At 72.8% G+C, this 17,535-nt stretch carries 16 protein-coding genes and 1 pseudogene; 7 read left to right on the top strand and 10 right to left on the bottom strand.

All coding sequences use genetic code 11. From position 1 onward, the window contains the following. Nucleotides 1-14: 14 nt before the first annotated feature. On the bottom strand, nt 15-617 hold the full coding sequence (locus tag IFY26_RS12025) for a DUF1707 SHOCT-like domain-containing protein (protein ID WP_232549244.1): 603 nt from the start codon (nt 615-617) through the stop codon (nt 15-17). A gap of 281 nt (nt 618-898) precedes the next feature. On the opposite strand from IFY26_RS12025, the gene IFY26_RS12020 reads away from it, so the two are divergent. Together IFY26_RS12020 and cobC are read left to right on the top strand one after the other, a co-directional pair. Next, nucleotides 899-2,344, top strand: coding sequence for a cobyric acid synthase (locus IFY26_RS12020; protein WP_232549243.1), 1,446 nt, complete (start codon nt 899-901; stop codon nt 2,342-2,344). Further along, the gene (gene cobC, locus IFY26_RS12015) at nt 2,341-3,453 is read left to right on the top strand and encodes an Rv2231c family pyridoxal phosphate-dependent protein CobC (RefSeq protein WP_232549242.1); all 1,113 of its coding nucleotides are present in this window, start codon (nt 2,341-2,343) and stop codon (nt 3,451-3,453) included. The genes IFY26_RS12020 and cobC overlap by 4 nt, the downstream gene beginning before the upstream one ends. On the opposite strand, the gene IFY26_RS12010 is transcribed toward cobC, so the two are convergent. Further along, nucleotides 3,409-3,990, bottom strand: a complete 582-nt coding sequence (locus IFY26_RS12010) for a histidine phosphatase family protein (RefSeq protein WP_232549241.1) — start codon at nt 3,988-3,990, stop codon at nt 3,409-3,411. The genes cobC and IFY26_RS12010 overlap by 45 nt on opposite strands. A gap of 36 nt (nt 3,991-4,026) precedes the next feature. Between IFY26_RS12010 and cobT the strand changes: the two genes are divergently transcribed. From cobT to cobS, 3 genes are read left to right on the top strand one after another with little or no spacing between them, the layout of a single operon-like run. Beyond that, entirely contained in the window at nt 4,027-5,097 is a 1,071-nt protein-coding gene (cobT, locus tag IFY26_RS12005; RefSeq protein WP_232549240.1) for a nicotinate-nucleotide--dimethylbenzimidazole phosphoribosyltransferase, read from the top strand. Nucleotide 5,098: 1 nt separating this feature from the next. Further along, nucleotides 5,099-5,653 (top strand): bifunctional adenosylcobinamide kinase/adenosylcobinamide-phosphate guanylyltransferase, encoded by a 555-nt coding sequence (cobU, locus tag IFY26_RS12000; RefSeq protein ID WP_232549239.1) that lies wholly within the window; start codon nt 5,099-5,101, stop codon nt 5,651-5,653. Next, nucleotides 5,650-6,444 carry an adenosylcobinamide-GDP ribazoletransferase gene (gene cobS / locus IFY26_RS11995; RefSeq protein ID WP_232549238.1) on the top strand — a complete coding sequence of 265 codons (795 nt, stop codon included), beginning with the start codon at nt 5,650-5,652 and terminating at the stop codon, nt 6,442-6,444. Before cobU ends, cobS begins: the two co-directional genes overlap by 4 nt. Nucleotides 6,445-6,486: 42 nt before the next feature. On the opposite strand, the gene IFY26_RS11990 is transcribed toward cobS, so the two are convergent. The 8 genes and pseudogenes from IFY26_RS11990 to rpmH form a co-directional block, all read right to left on the bottom strand. Continuing rightward, nucleotides 6,487-8,943 (bottom strand): glycoside hydrolase family 31 protein, encoded by a 2,457-nt coding sequence (locus tag IFY26_RS11990; RefSeq protein ID WP_232549237.1) that lies wholly within the window; start codon nt 8,941-8,943, stop codon nt 6,487-6,489. A 208-nt stretch (nt 8,944-9,151) separates the two neighbouring features. Further along, the gene (gene murJ / locus IFY26_RS11985; protein WP_232549236.1) at nt 9,152-10,828 is read right to left on the bottom strand and encodes a murein biosynthesis integral membrane protein MurJ; all 1,677 of its coding nucleotides are present in this window, start codon (nt 10,826-10,828) and stop codon (nt 9,152-9,154) included. Nucleotides 10,829-10,878: 50 nt separating this feature from the next. Further along, a pseudogene (gene rsmG, locus IFY26_RS11980) lies at nt 10,879-11,504 on the bottom strand (16S rRNA (guanine(527)-N(7))-methyltransferase RsmG). A 3-nt stretch (nt 11,505-11,507) separates the two neighbouring features. After that, nucleotides 11,508-12,146 (bottom strand): Jag family protein, encoded by a 639-nt coding sequence (locus tag IFY26_RS11975; protein WP_416046576.1) that lies wholly within the window; start codon nt 12,144-12,146, stop codon nt 11,508-11,510. A gap of 97 nt (nt 12,147-12,243) precedes the next feature. Further along, nucleotides 12,244-13,341, bottom strand: coding sequence for a membrane protein insertase YidC (yidC, locus tag IFY26_RS11970; protein ID WP_332836190.1), 1,098 nt, complete (start codon nt 13,339-13,341; stop codon nt 12,244-12,246). After that, entirely contained in the window at nt 13,334-13,570 is a 237-nt protein-coding gene (yidD, locus tag IFY26_RS11965) for a membrane protein insertion efficiency factor YidD (protein ID WP_232549234.1), read from the bottom strand. The genes yidC and yidD overlap by 8 nt, the downstream gene beginning before the upstream one ends. Continuing rightward, on the bottom strand, nt 13,567-13,917 hold the full coding sequence (gene rnpA, locus IFY26_RS11960; protein ID WP_232549233.1) for a ribonuclease P protein component: 351 nt from the start codon (nt 13,915-13,917) through the stop codon (nt 13,567-13,569). The genes yidD and rnpA overlap by 4 nt, the downstream gene beginning before the upstream one ends. Nucleotides 13,918-13,930: 13 nt before the next feature. Then, nucleotides 13,931-14,068 (bottom strand): 50S ribosomal protein L34, encoded by a 138-nt coding sequence (gene rpmH / locus IFY26_RS11955; RefSeq protein WP_232549232.1) that lies wholly within the window; start codon nt 14,066-14,068, stop codon nt 13,931-13,933. 319 nt (nt 14,069-14,387) lie between these two features. Here rpmH and dnaA point away from each other — a divergent pair, with 319 nt between their 5' ends. Continuing rightward, on the top strand, nt 14,388-15,839 hold the full coding sequence (dnaA, locus tag IFY26_RS11950) for a chromosomal replication initiator protein DnaA (protein ID WP_232549231.1): 1,452 nt from the start codon (nt 14,388-14,390) through the stop codon (nt 15,837-15,839). A gap of 515 nt (nt 15,840-16,354) precedes the next feature. Beyond that, nucleotides 16,355-17,515, top strand: a complete 1,161-nt coding sequence (gene dnaN, locus IFY26_RS11945; RefSeq protein ID WP_232549230.1) for a DNA polymerase III subunit beta — start codon at nt 16,355-16,357, stop codon at nt 17,513-17,515. Nucleotides 17,516-17,535 lie beyond the last annotated feature (20 nt).

Raw genomic sequence — 17,535 nt, 5'->3', positions numbered from 1 at the left:
CGTCGGCCCCACGGTCAGGGCCGTTCGAGCCGAACCGTGTGCCCGCCCATGATCTGGCGCCCGCGCAGCACCAACGTGCCCTGCGAGCCGTCGCCCTGGGCCTTGCGGCGCACCGTGTTGCCGCCGAGCACGCCCTGGGTCTCCTCCACCACGCGGACGCCGGCGGGGACGAACAGGGTGTGCCCGCCCAAGAAGGTGGGCACCTCGAGGATCAGCGTGACCCCGGGGCCCAACGCCGCGCCGAGGTGAATGGAGTCGCCGCCCAGCACCGCGAGGTTGCGCACCGTCTCTCCGGGGGCAACGTCGACGCGGCGTCCGGTCATGACGGTGTAGGTCCAGGACTGGCCGGCCGGGCTGACGTCCACCGAGCCTCCGACCCGGGACGCGGCCAGGGCGTGGGAGCCGTGGTCGCTGGCCCAGGCGGAGCCCTCCGGCAGGTCGTCCACGAGCGGCGGCAGTTCGTCGACGTACACGGCGTGCAGCGCTGATTCCTGCCGGGAGCGCAGGTCGGCGAGCCCGAGGCGTCCGGCCACGTGGGCCTCGTTCAGCACCTGCAGGATGGCGTCGCGATCGGCATCACCGGCGCGGAACCGGCGCCTGTGGTGCTGCTGGGCCATGCGCCCAAGCCTACCGAGCCGCCCGGCGTCCGACCCACCCGATCGGCCGAGGCCCGCCGACGCCCCCGCGCTCCGGCGGCGTGTGCCAGACTGACGCACGAACCACCGTTGCCCACGTGAGGAAGCCGGGGAGAGCCGGCACGGTCGCGCCACTGTGGACATCCTGCGGATCGCCGCAGGGTGGCAGTCAGGAACTCACGGGCGTCGGTCCCGACGATTCGAGACGCGCCATCTCGACAGTGAGGATCCATGTCTGTGCACCCGACCCCGCCCCGTCCGCGATGAGCGGCCTACTCATCGCCGGCACCTCCTCGGACGCCGGCAAGTCGCTCGTGGTCACGGGGTTGTGCCGCGCGTTCGTGCGTCGGGGGATCGACGTGGCTCCGTTCAAGGCGCAGAACATGTCGAACAACGCCGCCGTGTGCGCGGACGGCGCCGAGATCGGCCGCGCCCAGTACCTCCAGGCGCAAGCGGCGCGGGTGGAGCCCTCGGCCAGCCACAACCCGGTGCTGCTCAAGCCCGGGTCGGACCGGCGGGCGTTCGTCGTGCTCGACGGACGCCCCGCCGGCACGCTCGAGGCGGGGGAGTACGCCACCGGACGCGCCCACCTCGCGGAGGCCGCCTTCGCCGCGTACGAGCGGTTGGCCGCCGCACACGACCTGGTGGTGGTGGAGGGCGCGGGATCGCCCGCCGAGATCAATCTGCGGGCCCGCGACTATGTGAACCTCGGCCTGGCACGCCGGTTCGACCTCCCGGTCGTGCTGGTGGGCGACATCGACCGCGGCGGCGTCTTGGCCTCGCTGTACGGCACGTGGGCGCTCGTGGACGACGACGACCGGGCGCTGCTCGCGGCTTATGTCATCAACAAGTTCCGCGGCGACCCGTCGGTGCTCGCCCCGGGGTTGGACGAGATCAGCCGTCGCACCGGTCTGCCGTGCCTCGGCGTCCTGCCCTGGCTGGACGACGTGTGGCTCGACTCCGAGGACGCCCTGACCGTGGGTCCTTGGCGACCGAGCGCTGACGGGGCCGATCTCGTGGTGGCCGTCGTCCGGCTCCCGCGGATCAGCAACGCCACCGATGTGGACGCGCTCGCCCACACCCCCGGCGTCCGAGTGGTCGTGACGGCGGATCCCGCCGTCTGCGCGGCCGCCGACCTGCTCGTGCTGCCCGGCACGCGCGCCACGGTGGCCGACCTGGCGTGGCTGCGCGCCCGGGGGATCGATGCGGTGGTGGGGGAGCGTCACGCGGCCGGACGCCCGACCCTCGGGGTGTGCGGCGGGTACGAGATGCTCGCCGCCACGATCGACGACGGGGTCGAGTCCGGCGTGGGTGAGGTGCCGGGCCTGGGGATCTTGCCCGTGGCGGTGACCTTCGGCGCGAAGGTGACGGCACGGACGTCGTGGCCGTGGCGCGGGCGTGACGTCGCCGGTTATGAAATTCACCACGGGCACTGCGCTCTGATCGGCGAGGTGGACGAGCCCTTTCTCGACGGGGTGCGCGTCGGCGCCACCTTCGGCACCCTGGTGCACGGGGCGCTGGAGGACGACGCGTTCCGCGTGGCGTTCTTGGCGGAGGTCGCGGCGCTGAGTGGGTCGGCCTGGAGGCCCGATGCCGACGCCCCCGGTCATGCCGCCCTGCGCGAGGCCATGATCGAGCGCCTCGCAGACGCGGTGGTGACCCACGTGGACCTCGACGCGCTGCTCGCGCTGGCGGGGAGGGCGTCGTGAGCACGGCGCCCTCGTTCGATCTCGACCACCACGGCGACGCCGATACCTCGCCCGGGTTGGTGGATCTGGCCGTCAACGTCCGCCCCGGCCCGCCGCCCTGGCTGGCGGCGGCGCTGGGGACGCCCCCCGACTGGGTGGCCTACCCCGACCCCACCGCGGCCAGGGAAGCCCTGGCCGCGCGGCACAGCGTCCCGGCCGCGTGCGTGCTGCCCACCGCAGGCGCGGCGGCCGCGTTCACGCTGGTGGCCCGCGGTGTGCGCGCGCGCAGGCCGGCCATCGTGCACCCCCAGTTCACCGAGCCCGAGGCCGCCCTGCTGCGCGCCGGGGCCCAGGTGCGCCGCGTCCTGCTGCCGCCGCCGTTCACGCTGGACGCGGCCCTCGTGCCGGCCGATGCCGACCTGGTGGTGCTGGGCAACCCGACCAACCCGACGGGCGTGCTGCACCCGGCCGAACGGGTCCGCGCGTTGCGCCGCCCCGGGCGCGTGCTGGTCGTTGACGAGGCGTTCATGGACTTCGCCCACGAGTCCGCCTCCCTGCTGGGCCCGCGTGAGGTGGGTGGCGGGACGCCGGACCTCACCGGCCTGCTGGTGGTGCGCTCGGTCACGAAGATGTGGGGCCTGGCCGGCGTGCGGGCCGGCTACGTCGTGGGCGACCCCAATCTCATCGCGCGCCTCGCCGCGCAGCAGGTGCCGTGGGAGGTGTCGACTCCGGGGCTGCGCGCCCTGAGCGCGTCCGCCACGCCGCGGGCCAGGGCCGAGGCGTCCGCCATCGCCACCCGGACGGACGCCGACCGCGCCGCCCTGCTGTCCGCCCTGGCCGGGGCGGGATTCCCGGTGCCCCACGCGACCACACCCGGGGCCCCGTTCGTGCTGGTGGACGCCACCGCCGCCGGGCCGCGCGTGCGGGAGCGGCTCGCCGATCGGGGGTTCGCGGTGCGGCGTGGGGAGACGTTCCCGGGGCTCGGCCCGGAGTGGATCCGGGTCGCGGTGCGCGACGCCGCCACCTCGCAGCAGTTCGCCCGGGTGCTCGGGGCCCTCCGTCAGGAGGCGGTCGAGGCGTCGTCCTCAGGTTTCGGGCACGTCCACCACCAGGACTCCGCCCGTGAGTAGCGCATCGTGCCAGGTCACGTCACGCCAGCTCACCTCGGCACCGGACCGTCCCCCCAGCACCGCGCGCAGCACCTGCAGGGTCGCGCTGTGGGAGACGACGACCACCGCCGCGGCCGGCGGCGTCCGGGCCACGAACCGGGCGACGCGCTCCCAGACGTCCGCGATCGACTCCCCGCCGCCCCACCGCACCGCGTGCACGTGGCTCCCGGGAGGCGTCGGCAGGGCGGTGAGCTCGCGCGTGAGGCGTCCGGTCAGGGTGCCGGCGTCCTGCTCGCGGAGGTCCGGGTCGGCCGCCACCGGCGCGCCGACCGCGTCCGCCACCACCGCGGCCGTCGCGGCGGCCCGCTCGAGGTCGGAGGTGAGGACGCGCACGCTCGCTCCGTCCACCTCGGGGCCCAGCACCGCCGCGACCGCGGCGCCGGCGTCCGCCGCCTGCTGCCGGCCCAGCTCGGTCAGGCCGACGCCGGGCGCTTGGCCCTGCACCCGACCCTCGACGTTCCACGTCGACTGCCCGTGCCGCACCAGGATCCACCTCACCCCCTCACCGTAACGACACCCACCGGAGAGAAGCCCATGACCCATCCCGACAGCCCGCTCGGCCGCACGCTGGCCGCCATCACCGGCGCGGACGCCGACGCGCGCGCCGCAGCCGAGGCCCACCAGCTGGCCATGCTGAAACCGCCGGGTTCGCTCGGCGAGCTCGAGACGCTGGGGTGCAGGCTGGCCGCCATCGCCGGCACGTGCCCGCCGCCGGTGCCCGCCCCCGCGCTGGTGACGGTCTTCGCCGGCGACCACGGCGTCCAGACCCACGGCCCCTCACCCTGGCCGCAGGAGGTCACCGCGCAGATGGCGGCCGGGGTCGCGGGCGGGGGAGCCGCTGTCTCGGTCCTGGCCCGGCACGCGGGGGCGGACGTGGCGGTGTACGACGTCGGCATGGTCACGGCCCTGCCCGAGGACGCCGGCGTCCACGACCGGCGCATCGCGGCGGGCACCGCCGACATGACGGTCGGGCCCGCCCTGACGCCCGCGCAGTGCACGGCCGCGATCGAGGTGGGGCTCACCGTCGCCGCCGACGCTGTGGCCCGCGGCCACCGCTGCCTGGTGCCCGGCGAGGTCGGCATCGGCAACACGACGGCGGCCGCGGCGTTGGTGTCGGTGTTCACGGGCTTGCCGCCCGCGGAGAGCACCGGCGCCGGCGCCGGCGCAGCCGGGGAGCGGCTGGCGCGCAAGAAGGCGCTCGTGGCGCGGGCGATCGACGTCAACGGCGCCACTGCCGCCGATCCGCTCGCGGCGCTGGCGGCCGTGGGTGGGTTGGAGCACGCGGCCATCGTCGGGGTGCTGCTGGGGGCGGCGGCGGCGCGGGTGCCGGTGGTGCTCGACGGCGTGAACGTCTTGTCGGCCGCGCTGGTGGCCGCGGCGCTGGCGCCGGCGGCGTCCGACTTCTGGATCGCCGGTCACGAGGGGGCCGAGCCGGGGTGCGCCGCCGCGCTCGCCGCGTTGGGGTTGCGGCCGGTGCTGCGTTTGGGGTTGCGGCTCGGGGAGGGCTCCGGGGCGGTGACGGCGCTGCCGGTGGTGGCGGCGTCGGCGACGCTCATGGCCGAGATGGCGACGTTCGCGTCCGCCGGCATCGCGCCGGGGGCCTGACGTGCGGCGGCTGGTGATCGGCGGGGCGCGGTCGGGCAAATCCCGGTTCGCCGAACAGCTCGTGGCGGACGCCGCGTCCGTCGACTACGTCGCGACCTCCGAGCCGCGCGTCGATGACCCGGAGTGGGCCGAGCGCATCGCGGCGCACGTCGCGCGGCGGCCGGCCTCGTGGCGCTCGGTGGAGACCGTCGACCTGGCGGCCGTGCTGGGGGAGGGCCCGGGAAGCGGATCGGCCGAGCAAGGCGCCGTCGTCCTGATCGACTGCCTGACCGTGTGGCTCACCCGCGTGATGGACGCGTGCGGCTGCTGGGAGGCCGACGCCGCCGAGGGACTGCGCTGCCTGGGTGACCGGGTCGATGAGCTGGTGGCCGCGCTGGAGCGCACGGGGCGCGACGTGGTGCTCGTGACGAACGAGGTGGGCCAGGGCGTGGTGCCGGCCACGGCGTCCGGCCGCCTGTTCCGCGACCAGATGGGCATCGTCAACGCCCGCGTGGCGGCCGTGACCGACGAGGTGTGGTGGCTGGTGGCCGGCCTGCCGACGAGGTTGAAGCCGTGAGCCGCGGGTTCTTCGCGGCGGTGGGGGAGGGGGTGCACGCCGGCGTCAGCTTCTTCACGTGGCTCCCGGTGCCGCCCGTGGCCGTCGGACCCCACACGCCGCGGCGGGCCATCGCGGCGCTGCCGTGGGTCGGGCTGCTGCTGGGGGTGCTGGCGGGTGTCGCGGCCTGGGTGGTGCTCGCCGCCGGGGCGGGCCCGCTGCTCGCCGCCGCGGTGGGGGTCGCCGCGCTGGCCGGCCTCACCGGCGCCCTCCACCTCGACGGCGTCGCCGACACGGCGGACGCCCTCGGCTCGCGCAAGCCGGCCACCGACGCGCTCGTCATCATGCGGCAGTCCGACATCGGGCCGATGGGCGTGGCGACACTCGTGTTCGTGTTGCTGCTGGACGTCGCGGCGCTGGCGTCACCGCGGTTGGACGCCGCGGGCGTGGTGGCGGCCCTCGTGGCCGCGCCGCTGGTGGGCCGGGTGTCGGCGCTGCTGGGCACGACGCGGTGGTTCGCTCCGGCCCGCGACGGCGGGTTCGGGCAATTGTTCGCGCAGGTGACGGCGCCGGTCACATTCCTCATGACGGCCGTCGCTGCGCTGGCCGTCGCGGGGGGTGCCGGTTGGTGGGCCGGGGGAGTGCGCGGGGCGGTGGTGCTCGGCGTGGGCAGTCTGCTGGCCTGGCTGGTGGCGGCCGGCTGGATCCGTCACCTGCTCCGGCGGTTCGGCGGCCTGACCGGGGACACCTTCGGCTCCCTGATCGAGATCACCCAGGCCCTCGTGCTGCTCGCCGTCGCCCTCGCCTGGTGAGGGGACGCCACCACCGGCCCATCGCTGGGGGCTGCGCCGGCCTCACCAGACCGCGCCGCCTGAGGCGATCTCGACCAGCGCACCGCGGAGGTCGTCGGGCAGGTCGATGGTCGCCAGCTCCTCGGCCAGGGCGAGGCCGGTGTGGTTCTTCACCGCCTGCCAGGCCTGTTCCTTGGCGACGAACGCGATCTCCGCGGCGGCGAGCAGCGCGTGGGCGTCCGCGGTGGTGTCGCGCGCGATCGGGCGCGCGCCACGCAGGGTGAGCTCGAAGCCGGCGTCGAGGTCCACGTGGCCCAGCTCGCACCGCAGCGCCGGTGCCAACAATTCATCACCATGCGGGCTTCCCTGCGCGGCGCGGGGCAGCTCGACCACGCTGCCGCCCACCCGGAGCTCGGCCGCCGCCACCGACGCGACACCGGCCACGTCGACCACGACGGAGCGGGGCGCACCGTACGCGGGTCCGGTGGGCGCCTCGGCGGTGAGCACGAGCTCGGCCGCGCCGTCGGCGTCCACCACGAGACGCTGGGTGAAGACGGTCTGGCGGCGATCGGCCAGGGTGGGGACGCCGGTCACGTCGTCCTCAGCAAGGGTGGAGCGCCCGTCGCCGGGAATCACGCGCAGCTCGAGGGCGTCCGGATTGGCGGCGATGTCGGCCAACGCGTCCGCCTGCAGGGGGAGGACGGCACCGGCCCGGGCGAACACCGGGTACTGACCGAGGGGGCGGTGGAGGACGAGGCGGCGTCCGCCGTCGTAGCGCAGCCCGGTGAACAGGTCGACCCACGCGCCGGGCGGCAGCCACGCGGCGACGGACGCGACATGCGTGCGCGGGTCGCCGGGGGCAGTGATGGGGGCGAGCAGCAGGTGCTCGCCGATGAGGGCCTGGTTGGGCACGAGGTAGGCGTCGCGGACCATCGGGTGCTCGTGGTACACCGGCCGGACGAGGGCGGTGTGGTCGGTGTGGGCGGCCCAGGCGGCGGTGTACCAGAAGGGCACCATCTTGTGCCGCAGCCGCAGGAACGCGCCCATGACGGCGGCGGCCGCCGGGCCGTAGGACCACGGCTCCTTGGTGGCGAACGGGCTGTTCGCCGAATGGAGCCGGTTGATCGGCGAGAACGCGCCGAGCTGGAACCACCGGACGGCCATTTCGACGTCACGGTCGCCGAACATGTGGCCGCCGATGTCGTGGCTCCACCACGGGTAGCCGATGTTGGCGGCCGTGGCGGTGAAGTAGGGCTGGAAGTCGAGGGACTCCCAGGTCGTGATCGTGTCACCGGAGAACCCCACGGGGTAGCGGTGGCTGCCCGGCCCCGCGTAGCGGGAGAACGTGAGCGGGCGCCGGCCCGCGCGCGCGGCGTCCGTGTAGTGGATGTGGTTGAGCATCCACAGCGGGTCCAGGCCGGGGATGCGCGTGGTGCCGCCGGACTGCCAGTCGAGCCACCAGAAGTCGACGCCCTCGGCCTCCCGGGGGTGGTGGAGGTGGGTGAGGTAGGCGTCCACGAAGGCGCGGTCGGTGACGTCGAATTCAACACGGACGCCGTCGGCGGGGTCCATGCCGAGGGCGCGGGCCATCTCCGGGTACCGCTCCTCGTGGCGGCGGACGCCGTCGGCGGGGTGGACGTTGAGCGTGGCCGCGAGGCCGCGGCGGTGGAGCTCACCGAGGAAACGCTCGGGATGGGGGAAGAGGTCGGGGTTCCAGGTGTAGCCGGTCCACCCCGTTCCGATCTCGGGGTCGATGTCGACGAGGTGCCAGTCCATGTCGATGACCGCGACCGAGAAGGGCAGCCTGTGCTCGGCGAAGGTGTCCATGAGGGCGAGGTACTCGGTGTCGGAGTAGGGCCAGTAGCGCGACCACCAGTTGCCGAGCACGAAGCGGGGGACGAGCGGCGTCGGGCCGGTCAGGTGGTGGTAGTCGGCGAGGGCGGCGGCGTAGTCGCGGCCGTGGCCGAAGAGGTAGAGGTCGCGGGCGGGTTCGGACGCCCCCAGGCTCGGCCGGGGCGCCACCCAGCCGTCCGGGGTGAGGATCACCGAGGTGGAGTCGTCGAGCGTGGCGAAACCGTAGGTGGCGAGGATGCCCGGTTCGAGCGGGCAGGCGCCGTCCACCTCGTCCAGCGTCCGGGCCGTGCCGAACAGATTGCCGCGCAGGGGCAGGTGCTGGGGGTAGGAATCGCCGAAGCGCCACGTGGTGTAGTGCGGGTCGGTGCCGCCGCGGACGAGCGTCACCGAGAGCGACGACCCGGAGAACGGCCCCCCGGAGTAGCGCAGGCGCAGGTGGCTCGTGGTGATCTCCACGCCGTCGCCGTCGCCGTCGCCGACTTCGGTGACGGTGAACTCCGGCACCTCGAACTCCCGGTTGACCACCAGCTGCGTGCGCTCGTCGACGAAACGGCCCTCGGCGTCCCACTCCAGGCGGATGAGCCGTTCGGAGAGCACCGTGAAGCGCCAGGTGTCTCCGCTGATCACCGCATCGGGGTGGGCGGGAGCGGGCTTTCCGTCGGACATCGCGAACACGGTGGATCCCTTCACGTCGCTGGTTGGGCACGGGCCGGATGGGGTGGGCGTCACGTGGCCCCGGTCGGGCCTGCGCGAGACCACCGTAGTCGCTGGATCGGCTCCACGGTCGGGCCGGCGGGGGGTGCGAGGTTTCACTCGGGAAGGGGTCGGACAGGGGTGAGGGGCCACGCCCGAGGTTCAAACTCCGGAAACGTGCTCAAACTCCGTCACCGGTACCGGAGTTCGAGCCCGGAGTGTGCGTGTCGGCGGCCCCTGCGGCCCCGGCGGCCCCGGCGGGGCGGAAGCGGCGGGGGAGGGTGGCGTCCAGCTCGGGGATGCGGAGCAGCCGGGTGCCGAGGGCGAACGCCACCAGGAACGCGGCCGTGCCGGCGCCGAGGGCGAGCAGGGAGGTCGTCCACGCGAAGGGGAGCGCACCGGACACCCAGGCGACGGCCCCCCCGGCCAGCAGCGCGGCGGGCACCGACACCACGACCAGCCGCAGCAGCAGGACACCGAGGCGGCGCAGCGGCAGGCCGCCGACCTGGCGTTGCGCCACCGCCACGAACGCGAGCGCGGCAAGGCCATTGCCGAGGGTCTGGCCGGCGCAGATCACGGCAACCGCCCAGGCCGGCGGCACGAGCAGGGCCGCTCCGCAGGACAGCAGCTGGACGCCGGTGACCACCAGTTGGAAGCGCACGTTCATCCGGCCGTCGCCGCGGGCCAGGGCGTACCGCTGCTGCAGCGCGACGACGCCGTAGGGGAACAGCCCCACCGCCATGAGCGAGAACGCCCACGCGAGGCTGGTCACGCCGGGCGGCTCGAGCGAGGGCGTCAGCACCTTGACACCGGGGGCGGCCAGCGCGACGGCGGCGGCGCTGATCGGCACCATGATGAGCGCGGGCACGGTGAGGGCACGGGTCACGTCGGAGCGGAGGCCGGCCACGTCCCCGGCGTGGGCGGAGCGGGCCATGCGCGGGTAGAGGGCGGTGAGGATCGAGGTGGTGATGATGCCGTGCGGCACCATGAAGATCTGGAACGCCAGCGTGTACACCATGTAGCCGGCCACGACGACCCCGGCCTCGCGGGCTGCGGACGCGACCGCATTCGCCACCATCGTGACCACCACGCCGCCGGCCTGGCCGATGAGCAGCGCGCTGATCGTCCAGACCGCGACCCGGAACGGCCGCCGGAACCCGTAGCCGCGCCAGCCCCAGCGCGGGGTGAAGCGGAACCCCGTCCCCCGCAGCGCCGGGATCAGCGCCACCGCCTGCACCGCCACGCCCAGGGTCGCCGTGCCGGCGAGCAGCCAGATCATCGGCGGCGTCCACCGCTCGGCCGGCTGGGCGCCGAGGTACTGGCTGAGGAAGATCCCCATCCCGGCGATCTGGACGACGTTCGCGAGCACCGGCGTCCACATCACCGCCGCGAAGCGATCGTGGGCGTTCAGCACCTGCCCGAGGATCGCCGAGACCCCGTAGAAGAAGATCTGCGGCAGGCACAGGTAGGCGAAGAAGATGCCGAGGTCGCGGGCGGGGCCCTGCAGCTGGAACAGCGTGATGAGCGGCGCGGCGAGCAGCGTGGCCGCCACGGCGACGATCGTGACGAGGCCGAACGCGGCGGTGAGGAGCCGGTCGATGATGTCCTGGCCGCCGTCTTCACGGGCCATCGCCCGGGTGATCTCGGGGATGAGGACGGCGCTCAGCACCCCGCCGGAGAGCAGGATGAAGATGGTGTTGGGGAGCGTGTTGGCGGTCTGGAAGGCGTCCGACGTGCCGCCCATCGACCCGACGCAGGCGACCAGCAAGGCGTTGCGCACGATCCCGAGCACCCGGGAGACCATCGACCCGGACGCCATCAGCGCGCTCGCGCGTCCCAGTCCACCTCCCGCTGCCACCCCGACAGCTTGTCATGCCCGGACGCCTTCGCGCCGCCCGGGGGGCGCCGTCAACGCGTGCAGACCACCAGGTGGGTGGGTTCGGCGCCCTCGACCACGACGACGGTCTCGACCTGCGCCGTGAGTCGGAAGCGCTTCAGCTCGCGCCCCGCGTCCGCGATCTCCTCGGACGCCGACGCGCCCTTAGCGCCACCAGGCGCCCGCGGCGTCCGATCAGGGGGGCACACCAGCCGAGCAGCTTCGGCAACCGGGCCACGGCGCGGCAGGTGACGACGTCGTAGGTGTCCTGGTGCTCCTCGGCCCGGCCGCGGACGACGGCCACCCGGTCGTCCAGGCCGAGCTCGCCGACCACCTCGGACAGGAAGTTCGCTCGCCGCAGCAGGGGTTCGAGCAGGGTGACGCGCAGTTCGGGGCGGGCCAGCGCCAGGGGAATGCCCGGCAGGCCGGCACCGGAGCCCACATCCACCACGGAGGCCGACCCCGCCGACGCACCACCACCGGGGATCGCCGCGGCGACCGCCAGGCTGTTCACCACGTGGCGGTCCCAGATCCGGCCCACCTCGCGGGGGCCGATCAGGCCCCACTCGACGCCCCGTGTCGCCAGGATGTCGGCGTACCGGACGGCGAGGTCGGCACGGGTGCCGAACAGCTGTTCGGCGCCCGGATGCTGCTCCACGGGTCAGCCCTTCGGCAGAACCACCACGCGGCGGTGGGGCTCCTCGCCCTCGGACTCGCTGACCAACCCGGCCGCCGCGATCGCGTCGTGCACGATCTTGCGCTGGTAGGGGTTCATCGGGGTGAGCCGCACCGACTCGCCGGTCGACTTCACCTCGGCGATGGCGTCGGCCGCCATGTCCTGCAGCGAGGCCCGCTGCTTGTCGCGGTGGCCCGCGATGTCGAGCATCAGCCGGCTGCGGTGCCCGGTCTCGGTCATGACGGCCAGCCGGGCGAGCTCCTGCAGCGCGTCCAGCACCTCACCCTTCTTGCCGACGAGCACGTCGGAGTCGGTCAGGATCGAGACGTGCGCCCGGCCGCCCTCGTTGTAGGTGTCGATGTCGCCGTCGAGGTCGGCGATGTCGAGCAGCTCCTCGAGGTAGTCGGCGGCGATCTCGCCCTCGTTGGTCAGCGACTCCTCGCGCTTGCTGCGCCGGGGCCGCTCCTCACCGGAATCACCCCCGGCATCGCCGTCATCGGGCTCGGTCTCGCCGTCACCGGGCTCGGCATCGCTCTCGTCATTGTCGTCGTCGTCCGACTCCTCGGCGGCGTCGTCCTCGGCGTCCACTGGGGCTTCGACGACCTCGTCGGACACCTCGGCCACCTCCGCCACCTCGGGCGCAGCCGGCTCGTCCGTGGTGGGGGCCACCTCGGGGGCGTCGATCGTCTCGTTCTCCTGCTGGTCTGCAGTCATGTCCTTCTCACTCCTTCGATCCGCCGGACGGGCGGGGGCGTGCCTGCTTGCGCGTGGCCCGGGTCTGTCGTGTGGGCTGCTGGCGGCGGACAACCTGCGGCTGGGTGGCGTCCACGGCGGTCGCGCCACCGCTCTCACCGGCGGGGGCGGACGTCTGCCGCGACGTGCCCTGCCGGGTCACCTTCGTGGGGTCGGACGCCGCCGGCGTGGGCCGGGCGCCGCGGCGCATCTTGGCCGTGCGCTGCCGGATGATCTCGTCGGGGTCCTTGCCCTTCGCCCGCATGCGATCCTGCCAGTCGACGAAGGCAGGGGTGTTGGGCGTCGGGTTGTTGCGAATGAGGATGAACTGCTGCCCGAGCGTCCACAGGTTGGAGGCGAGCCAGTAGATCATCACGCCGATGGGGAAGCTCACGCCGGTGAACAGGTAGATGGCCGGGAAGAGGTACAGCATCATCTTCTGCTGCTGGGCCAGCGGGCCCTCGAGGGCCTCCGGCGGCATGTTCTTGCGCATCAGCTGCAGCTGCGTCCAGAACAGCGTGCCGGTCATGGTGATGATGAGGAAGAGCGCGACCCACTGCGTCGGCCCGAAGCCGGCCGCCATGGGCAGGAACGTGCCGGAGATCTCGGCACCGAAGATCCGGGAGTGCTGCAGGGAGTCCACCAGCTGGGGGTTCTGCTCGAACCAGTAGCCGCGCGCGCTGCCGCGGGCGGCGTCGTTCAGCACCCAGAACAGGCCGATGAAGATCGGCATCTGCAGCAGCAGCGGCAGGCAGGACGCGGCGGGGTTGACGCCCTCCTCCTGGTAGAGCTTCATGACCTCCTGGCCATAGCGCTCCCGGTCCTGGCCGTACTTCTCCTGCAGGGCGCGGGCCTTGGGGGCGACGAGCTGCATCTTGCGCGAGCTGTTGATCTGGCGCACGAACAACGGGATCATCAGCGACCGGATCACGATCGTCAGCGAGACGATCGACAGCACCCAGGTCCAACCCGAGTTCGCGTCCAGCACCATGCTGTAGAGGTTGTGGAACCCGACGATGATGCCGGAGATCGCCCAGTAGATGGGCTGCATGAGCAGGTTGAAGAACCCGCCGATGGCTTCAAACACGTTGAACCTTTGCGTTCACGGTCGGCACGGGGTCGTAGCCGCCCAGGGACCAGGGATGGCAGCGCGCGAGGCGCTTCACGGTGAGCCACGTCCCACGGATCGAGCCGTGGGTGAGCACGGCGTCCAGCGCGTAGGCCGAGCACGTGGGGTGGAACTTGCAGACGTCGCCGTACAGCGGGCTGATCACGGCGCGGTACGCCCGCAGCACCAGCGCCAGGACGTGTCTCATGCCGCGGCCAGCTTGCGCATCGCCCCGGCCCACGCGGACGCGAAGTCCTCACGCAGGCGTCCGGACGCGGCGCTCGGCAGGGCGCGCACCACGACGTCCACCGACGAAGCCACGGGGCGGACGCCGCCGCCCAGCTCGGCGGCCACGAGGTGACGCAACTGCCGCTTGACGCGGTTGCGGGTCACGGCATTGCCGACCGCCTTGGACACGACAAAACCGGCCCGCGACGGCGGGCCGGGCTTGGCGAGGGCATGGACGACGAGCGTCTCCCGCGCCACCCTCACGCCCCGCCGTGCGACGACCCGGAAGTCGTCGGCCGTGCGGAGGCGCGCGGCGACAGGCAGCACCGGAGGGCCGCCGTCAGCCGGCGAGGCGCTCGCGACCCTTGCGGCGGCGAGCCGCCAGGATGGAGCGACCCGCGCGGGTCCGCATGCGGAGACGGAAGCCGTGGGTGCGGCTGCGGCGCCGGTTGCTCGGCTGGAAAGTGCGCTTGCTCACGTGAGCTCCCACCATTCGATTTCGTCGGACGAACTGTGCCCACGCGGACACAGGCGTCGCCGTGCGGGCGACTGTCCAACTCTACGCGGCACGGGCCAGCCCGGGCAAACCGAAGGGTGTCCACCGGTGCCGTCGAGCCGACACGCCGGTGGGAGGAACGAATGTGCGCCAGGCATTTGCGGGTGACCCCGGCACGGGCTAGCGTAGCGGCCCAACGGCCACCCTCGTCGCACCCCGCGGGCGCTGCGGCTCGCGGTCGTTGGACATTTCCACATGGTGTGGACAACATTGTGGACGCCCACCTGACGAGGGGAGACCGATGGCCGCGGACGCCACCTCGAACGCCCTGACAGCGGCGTGGGAGTCCGTGTTGGCCCAGGCCGACACCCCCACCCGGGCCCGCCTCGCCAACGCCCGCCCCCTGGCCCTCCACGAGTCGAGCTACCTGCTCGCCGTGCCCAACGAGACGGCCCGCGAGCGCATCGAGACCCGGAGTCGCGGCGCGATCGAGCAGCAGCTCTCCGCCCACCACGGTCGCCCGATCCACCTCGCTGTGAGCGTCGACCCCTCCCTGGAGCCCAACCTGGAGGACGACCCGACCGTCCTCGCCCCCGAGCTGCCGCTGCGGGAACCCACCAGCGGTGGTTCGCCGTCCGCCGGCGCGGTGAACGGGGGCCGGGGCCCGGCCGCGGCGTCCGGAGCCGGAGCGCCGCTGGTGAATGGCGCGAACGGGGATCGGCTGAACCCGAAGTACACCTTCGACAACTTCGTGATCGGCTCCTCGAACCGCTTCGCGCACGCGGCGGCCGTCGCAGTGGCGGAGACACCCGGCAAGTCGTACAACCCGCTGATGATCTACGGGGAGTCGGGGCTCGGGAAGACCCACCTGCTCCACGGCATCGGTCACTACGTGCGGCAGTACACCCCGCACCTGCGGGTGAAGTACGTCTCGACCGAGGAGCTGACGAACGACTTCATCAACGCCATCTCGGAGAACCGGACGGCGGAGTTCCGCCGCAACTACCGCGAGATCGACGTCCTGCTGATCGACGACATCCAGTTCCTGGAGAGCAAGATCCAAACACAGGAGGAGTTCTTCCACACCTTCAACACCCTCCACAACGCCCAGAAGCAGATCGTGCTGACGTCCGACCGGCCCCCGAAGGCCCTGGAGGCGCTGGAACCCCGGCTGCGCAGCCGGTTCGAATGGGGGCTGCTCACCGACATCCAGCCGCCCGACCTCGAGACGCGCATCGCGATCCTCCGCAAGAAGGCCATCGCCGAGCACCTGATGGCCTCCCCCGAGGTGCTGGAGTTCATCGCCGGCAAGATCGCCACCAACATCCGCGAGCTCGAGGGCGCGTTGATCCGCGTGACGGCGTTCGCGAGCCTCAACCACCAGGCGGTCGACCTGCACCTGGCCGAGGAGGTGCTGAAGGATCTCATCCCCGCCGGCGTCGAGACCCAGATCACCCCGCAGCTCATCATGAGCGAGACGGCCAGCTACTACAACGTCACGGTGGAGGAGCTGTGCGGCCCCGCCCGCACGCACGTGCTGGTCACGGCACGCCAGATCGCGATGTACCTGTGCCGGGAGCTCACCGACTCGAGCCTGCCCGCCATCGGACGCCTCTTCGGCGGCCGCGACCACACCACGGTGATGCACGCCAACAAGAAGATCCGCCAGCTCATGGCCGAGCGGCGAACCATCTACAACCAGGTCACCGAGATCACCAACCGCATCAAGCAGGCCGCGACCTACCGTCGCTGACCCCGCCTGGCCGCCGTTGGCGGGCGCGCCGCAGCGCCCGAGCCCCACTCCACCCCCGCCGGGCGCACTGCGCTCTCCCAGCACGGCACCGCTCCCCTCGTCAGGATCCTGTGGGCAACACGGGGAGTTCTGCACAACAAACCTGTGGACAACCAGTGTGAAATGTGGAAAACCGGATCGGTGGCTCGGGCCGCCCACAAATCCTCCCCGTGTGATTCGGCATCGCTCCACACCCCCTGCACGGGCGACTCGCCGCACTGAGAAGGGTCGAGACCCGTTGTGCACACGATCCACACCCGTGATGACCATGAAGAAGACATAGACATCTCCTTCTCTTTGAACTCATCTCCCCGCCCCGGTGTGGGTAACCCAACCCACCCGGTCGTCACCTCACGAGCCGGGAGCACACAGGTGGTTCCTCCCCACACCGCGCCCATCGGGACGCGCCGCGTCCTGCTCGATATGATCGACAGCGCCCGCACCGTGGGCGCGAGCGAACCACAAGGGAGAAGTCAGTGAAGATCCGAGTTGAGCGCGACGTGTTGGCCGACGCCGTCCAGTGGGTGGCGCGCAGCCTGCCGAACCGGCCCAGCGTGCCCATCCTCGCCGGCATGCGTCTGGAGGCCGCGGGCAACGAGGTCGTCCTGTCGAGCTTCGACTACGAGACGTCGGCCAAGGTGACGCTCCCCGCCGATGTCTCCGAGGAGGGCACGGTGCTCGTCTCGGGGCGCCTGCTCGCCGACATCGCCCGCAGCCTGCCGGCCAAGCCCGTCGACATGGAGGCCGACTCCACCAAGATGGAGCTCACTTGCGGCAGCGCCCGGTTCACGCTGCAGCTCCTGCCCGTGGCCGAGTACCCCGAGCTGCCGACCATGCCCGAGGCCACCGGCACGATCACCCCGGACGCCTTCGCCCAGGCCGTCTCCCAGGTCGTCGTCGCCGCCGGGCGTGATGAGCTGCTGCCTGTGTTCACCGGCGTCCGCCTCGAGATCGAGGGCGACACCCTCTCCCTGCTCGCCACCGACCGCTACCGCATGGCGCTGAGGGAGCTGCCGTGGCGGCCGGCGTCCGGGCGGGCGGAGGGCGCGGCGCTCGTGCCCGCCCGCGTGCTCGCCGAATCATCGAAGTCGATGACCGCGGGCGAGAGCGTCACGCTGAGCCTCTCCTCCTCCGACGGCGGCGACGGCCTGATCGGCTTCGCCGGCGAGGGCGCCAACGGCGTACGGGAGACCACGACCCGGCTGCTCGACGGGGAGTTCCCGAAGGTGCGGCACCTGATGAGCGTGCAGCCGTCGGTGACCGTGCGCGCCAACACCAGCGAGGTCGTCGCGGCCGTGCGCCGTGTGGCACTCGTGGCCGAGCGCAACACGAGCCTGCGCATGATGATCGCCGACGACCACATCACCCTCGAGGCCGCCACCGGTGACCAGGCCCAGGCGGTCGAGGCCGTGGAGGCCACGGTGGTCGACGAGACGGGCCAGGGGCTCGCCATGACGGCGGCCGGTTTCAACCCGCACTACCTGCTCGACGCGCTCAACGCGCTGGACACCCCGTACGTCAACTTCGCGTTCACAGCGCCCGGCAAGCCCTGCTTGCTGACACCGCTGCTCGAGCTCGACGGCGAGGCGTCCGACGACTACAAGCACGTGATCATGCTGATGCGCCTGCCGCAGTGACAGGTGCCGCAGTGACGGTG

This window comes from Propioniciclava soli (genome assembly GCF_014858005.1).
In the GTDB taxonomy this organism is placed as follows: Bacteria; Actinomycetota; Actinomycetes; order Propionibacteriales; family Propionibacteriaceae; genus Propioniciclava; species Propioniciclava soli.
This window is presented reverse-complemented; position numbering and strand designations above follow the sequence as displayed.

Coding starts and splice junctions, on each gene's coding strand:
- IFY26_RS12025 (WP_232549244.1), bottom strand. CDS start 617: ATGGCCCAGCAGCACCACAGGCGCCGGTTCCGCGCCGGTGATGCCGAT.
- cobT (WP_232549240.1), top strand. CDS start 4,027: ATGACCCATCCCGACAGCCCGCTCGGCCGCACGCTGGCCGCCATCACC.
- IFY26_RS11990 (WP_232549237.1), bottom strand. CDS start 8,943: ATGTCCGACGGAAAGCCCGCTCCCGCCCACCCCGATGCGGTGATCAGC.
- yidD (WP_232549234.1), bottom strand. CDS start 13,570: ATGAGACACGTCCTGGCGCTGGTGCTGCGGGCGTACCGCGCCGTGATC.
- IFY26_RS12020 (WP_232549243.1), top strand. CDS start 899: ATGAGCGGCCTACTCATCGCCGGCACCTCCTCGGACGCCGGCAAGTCG.
- dnaA (WP_232549231.1), top strand. CDS start 14,388: ATGGCCGCGGACGCCACCTCGAACGCCCTGACAGCGGCGTGGGAGTCC.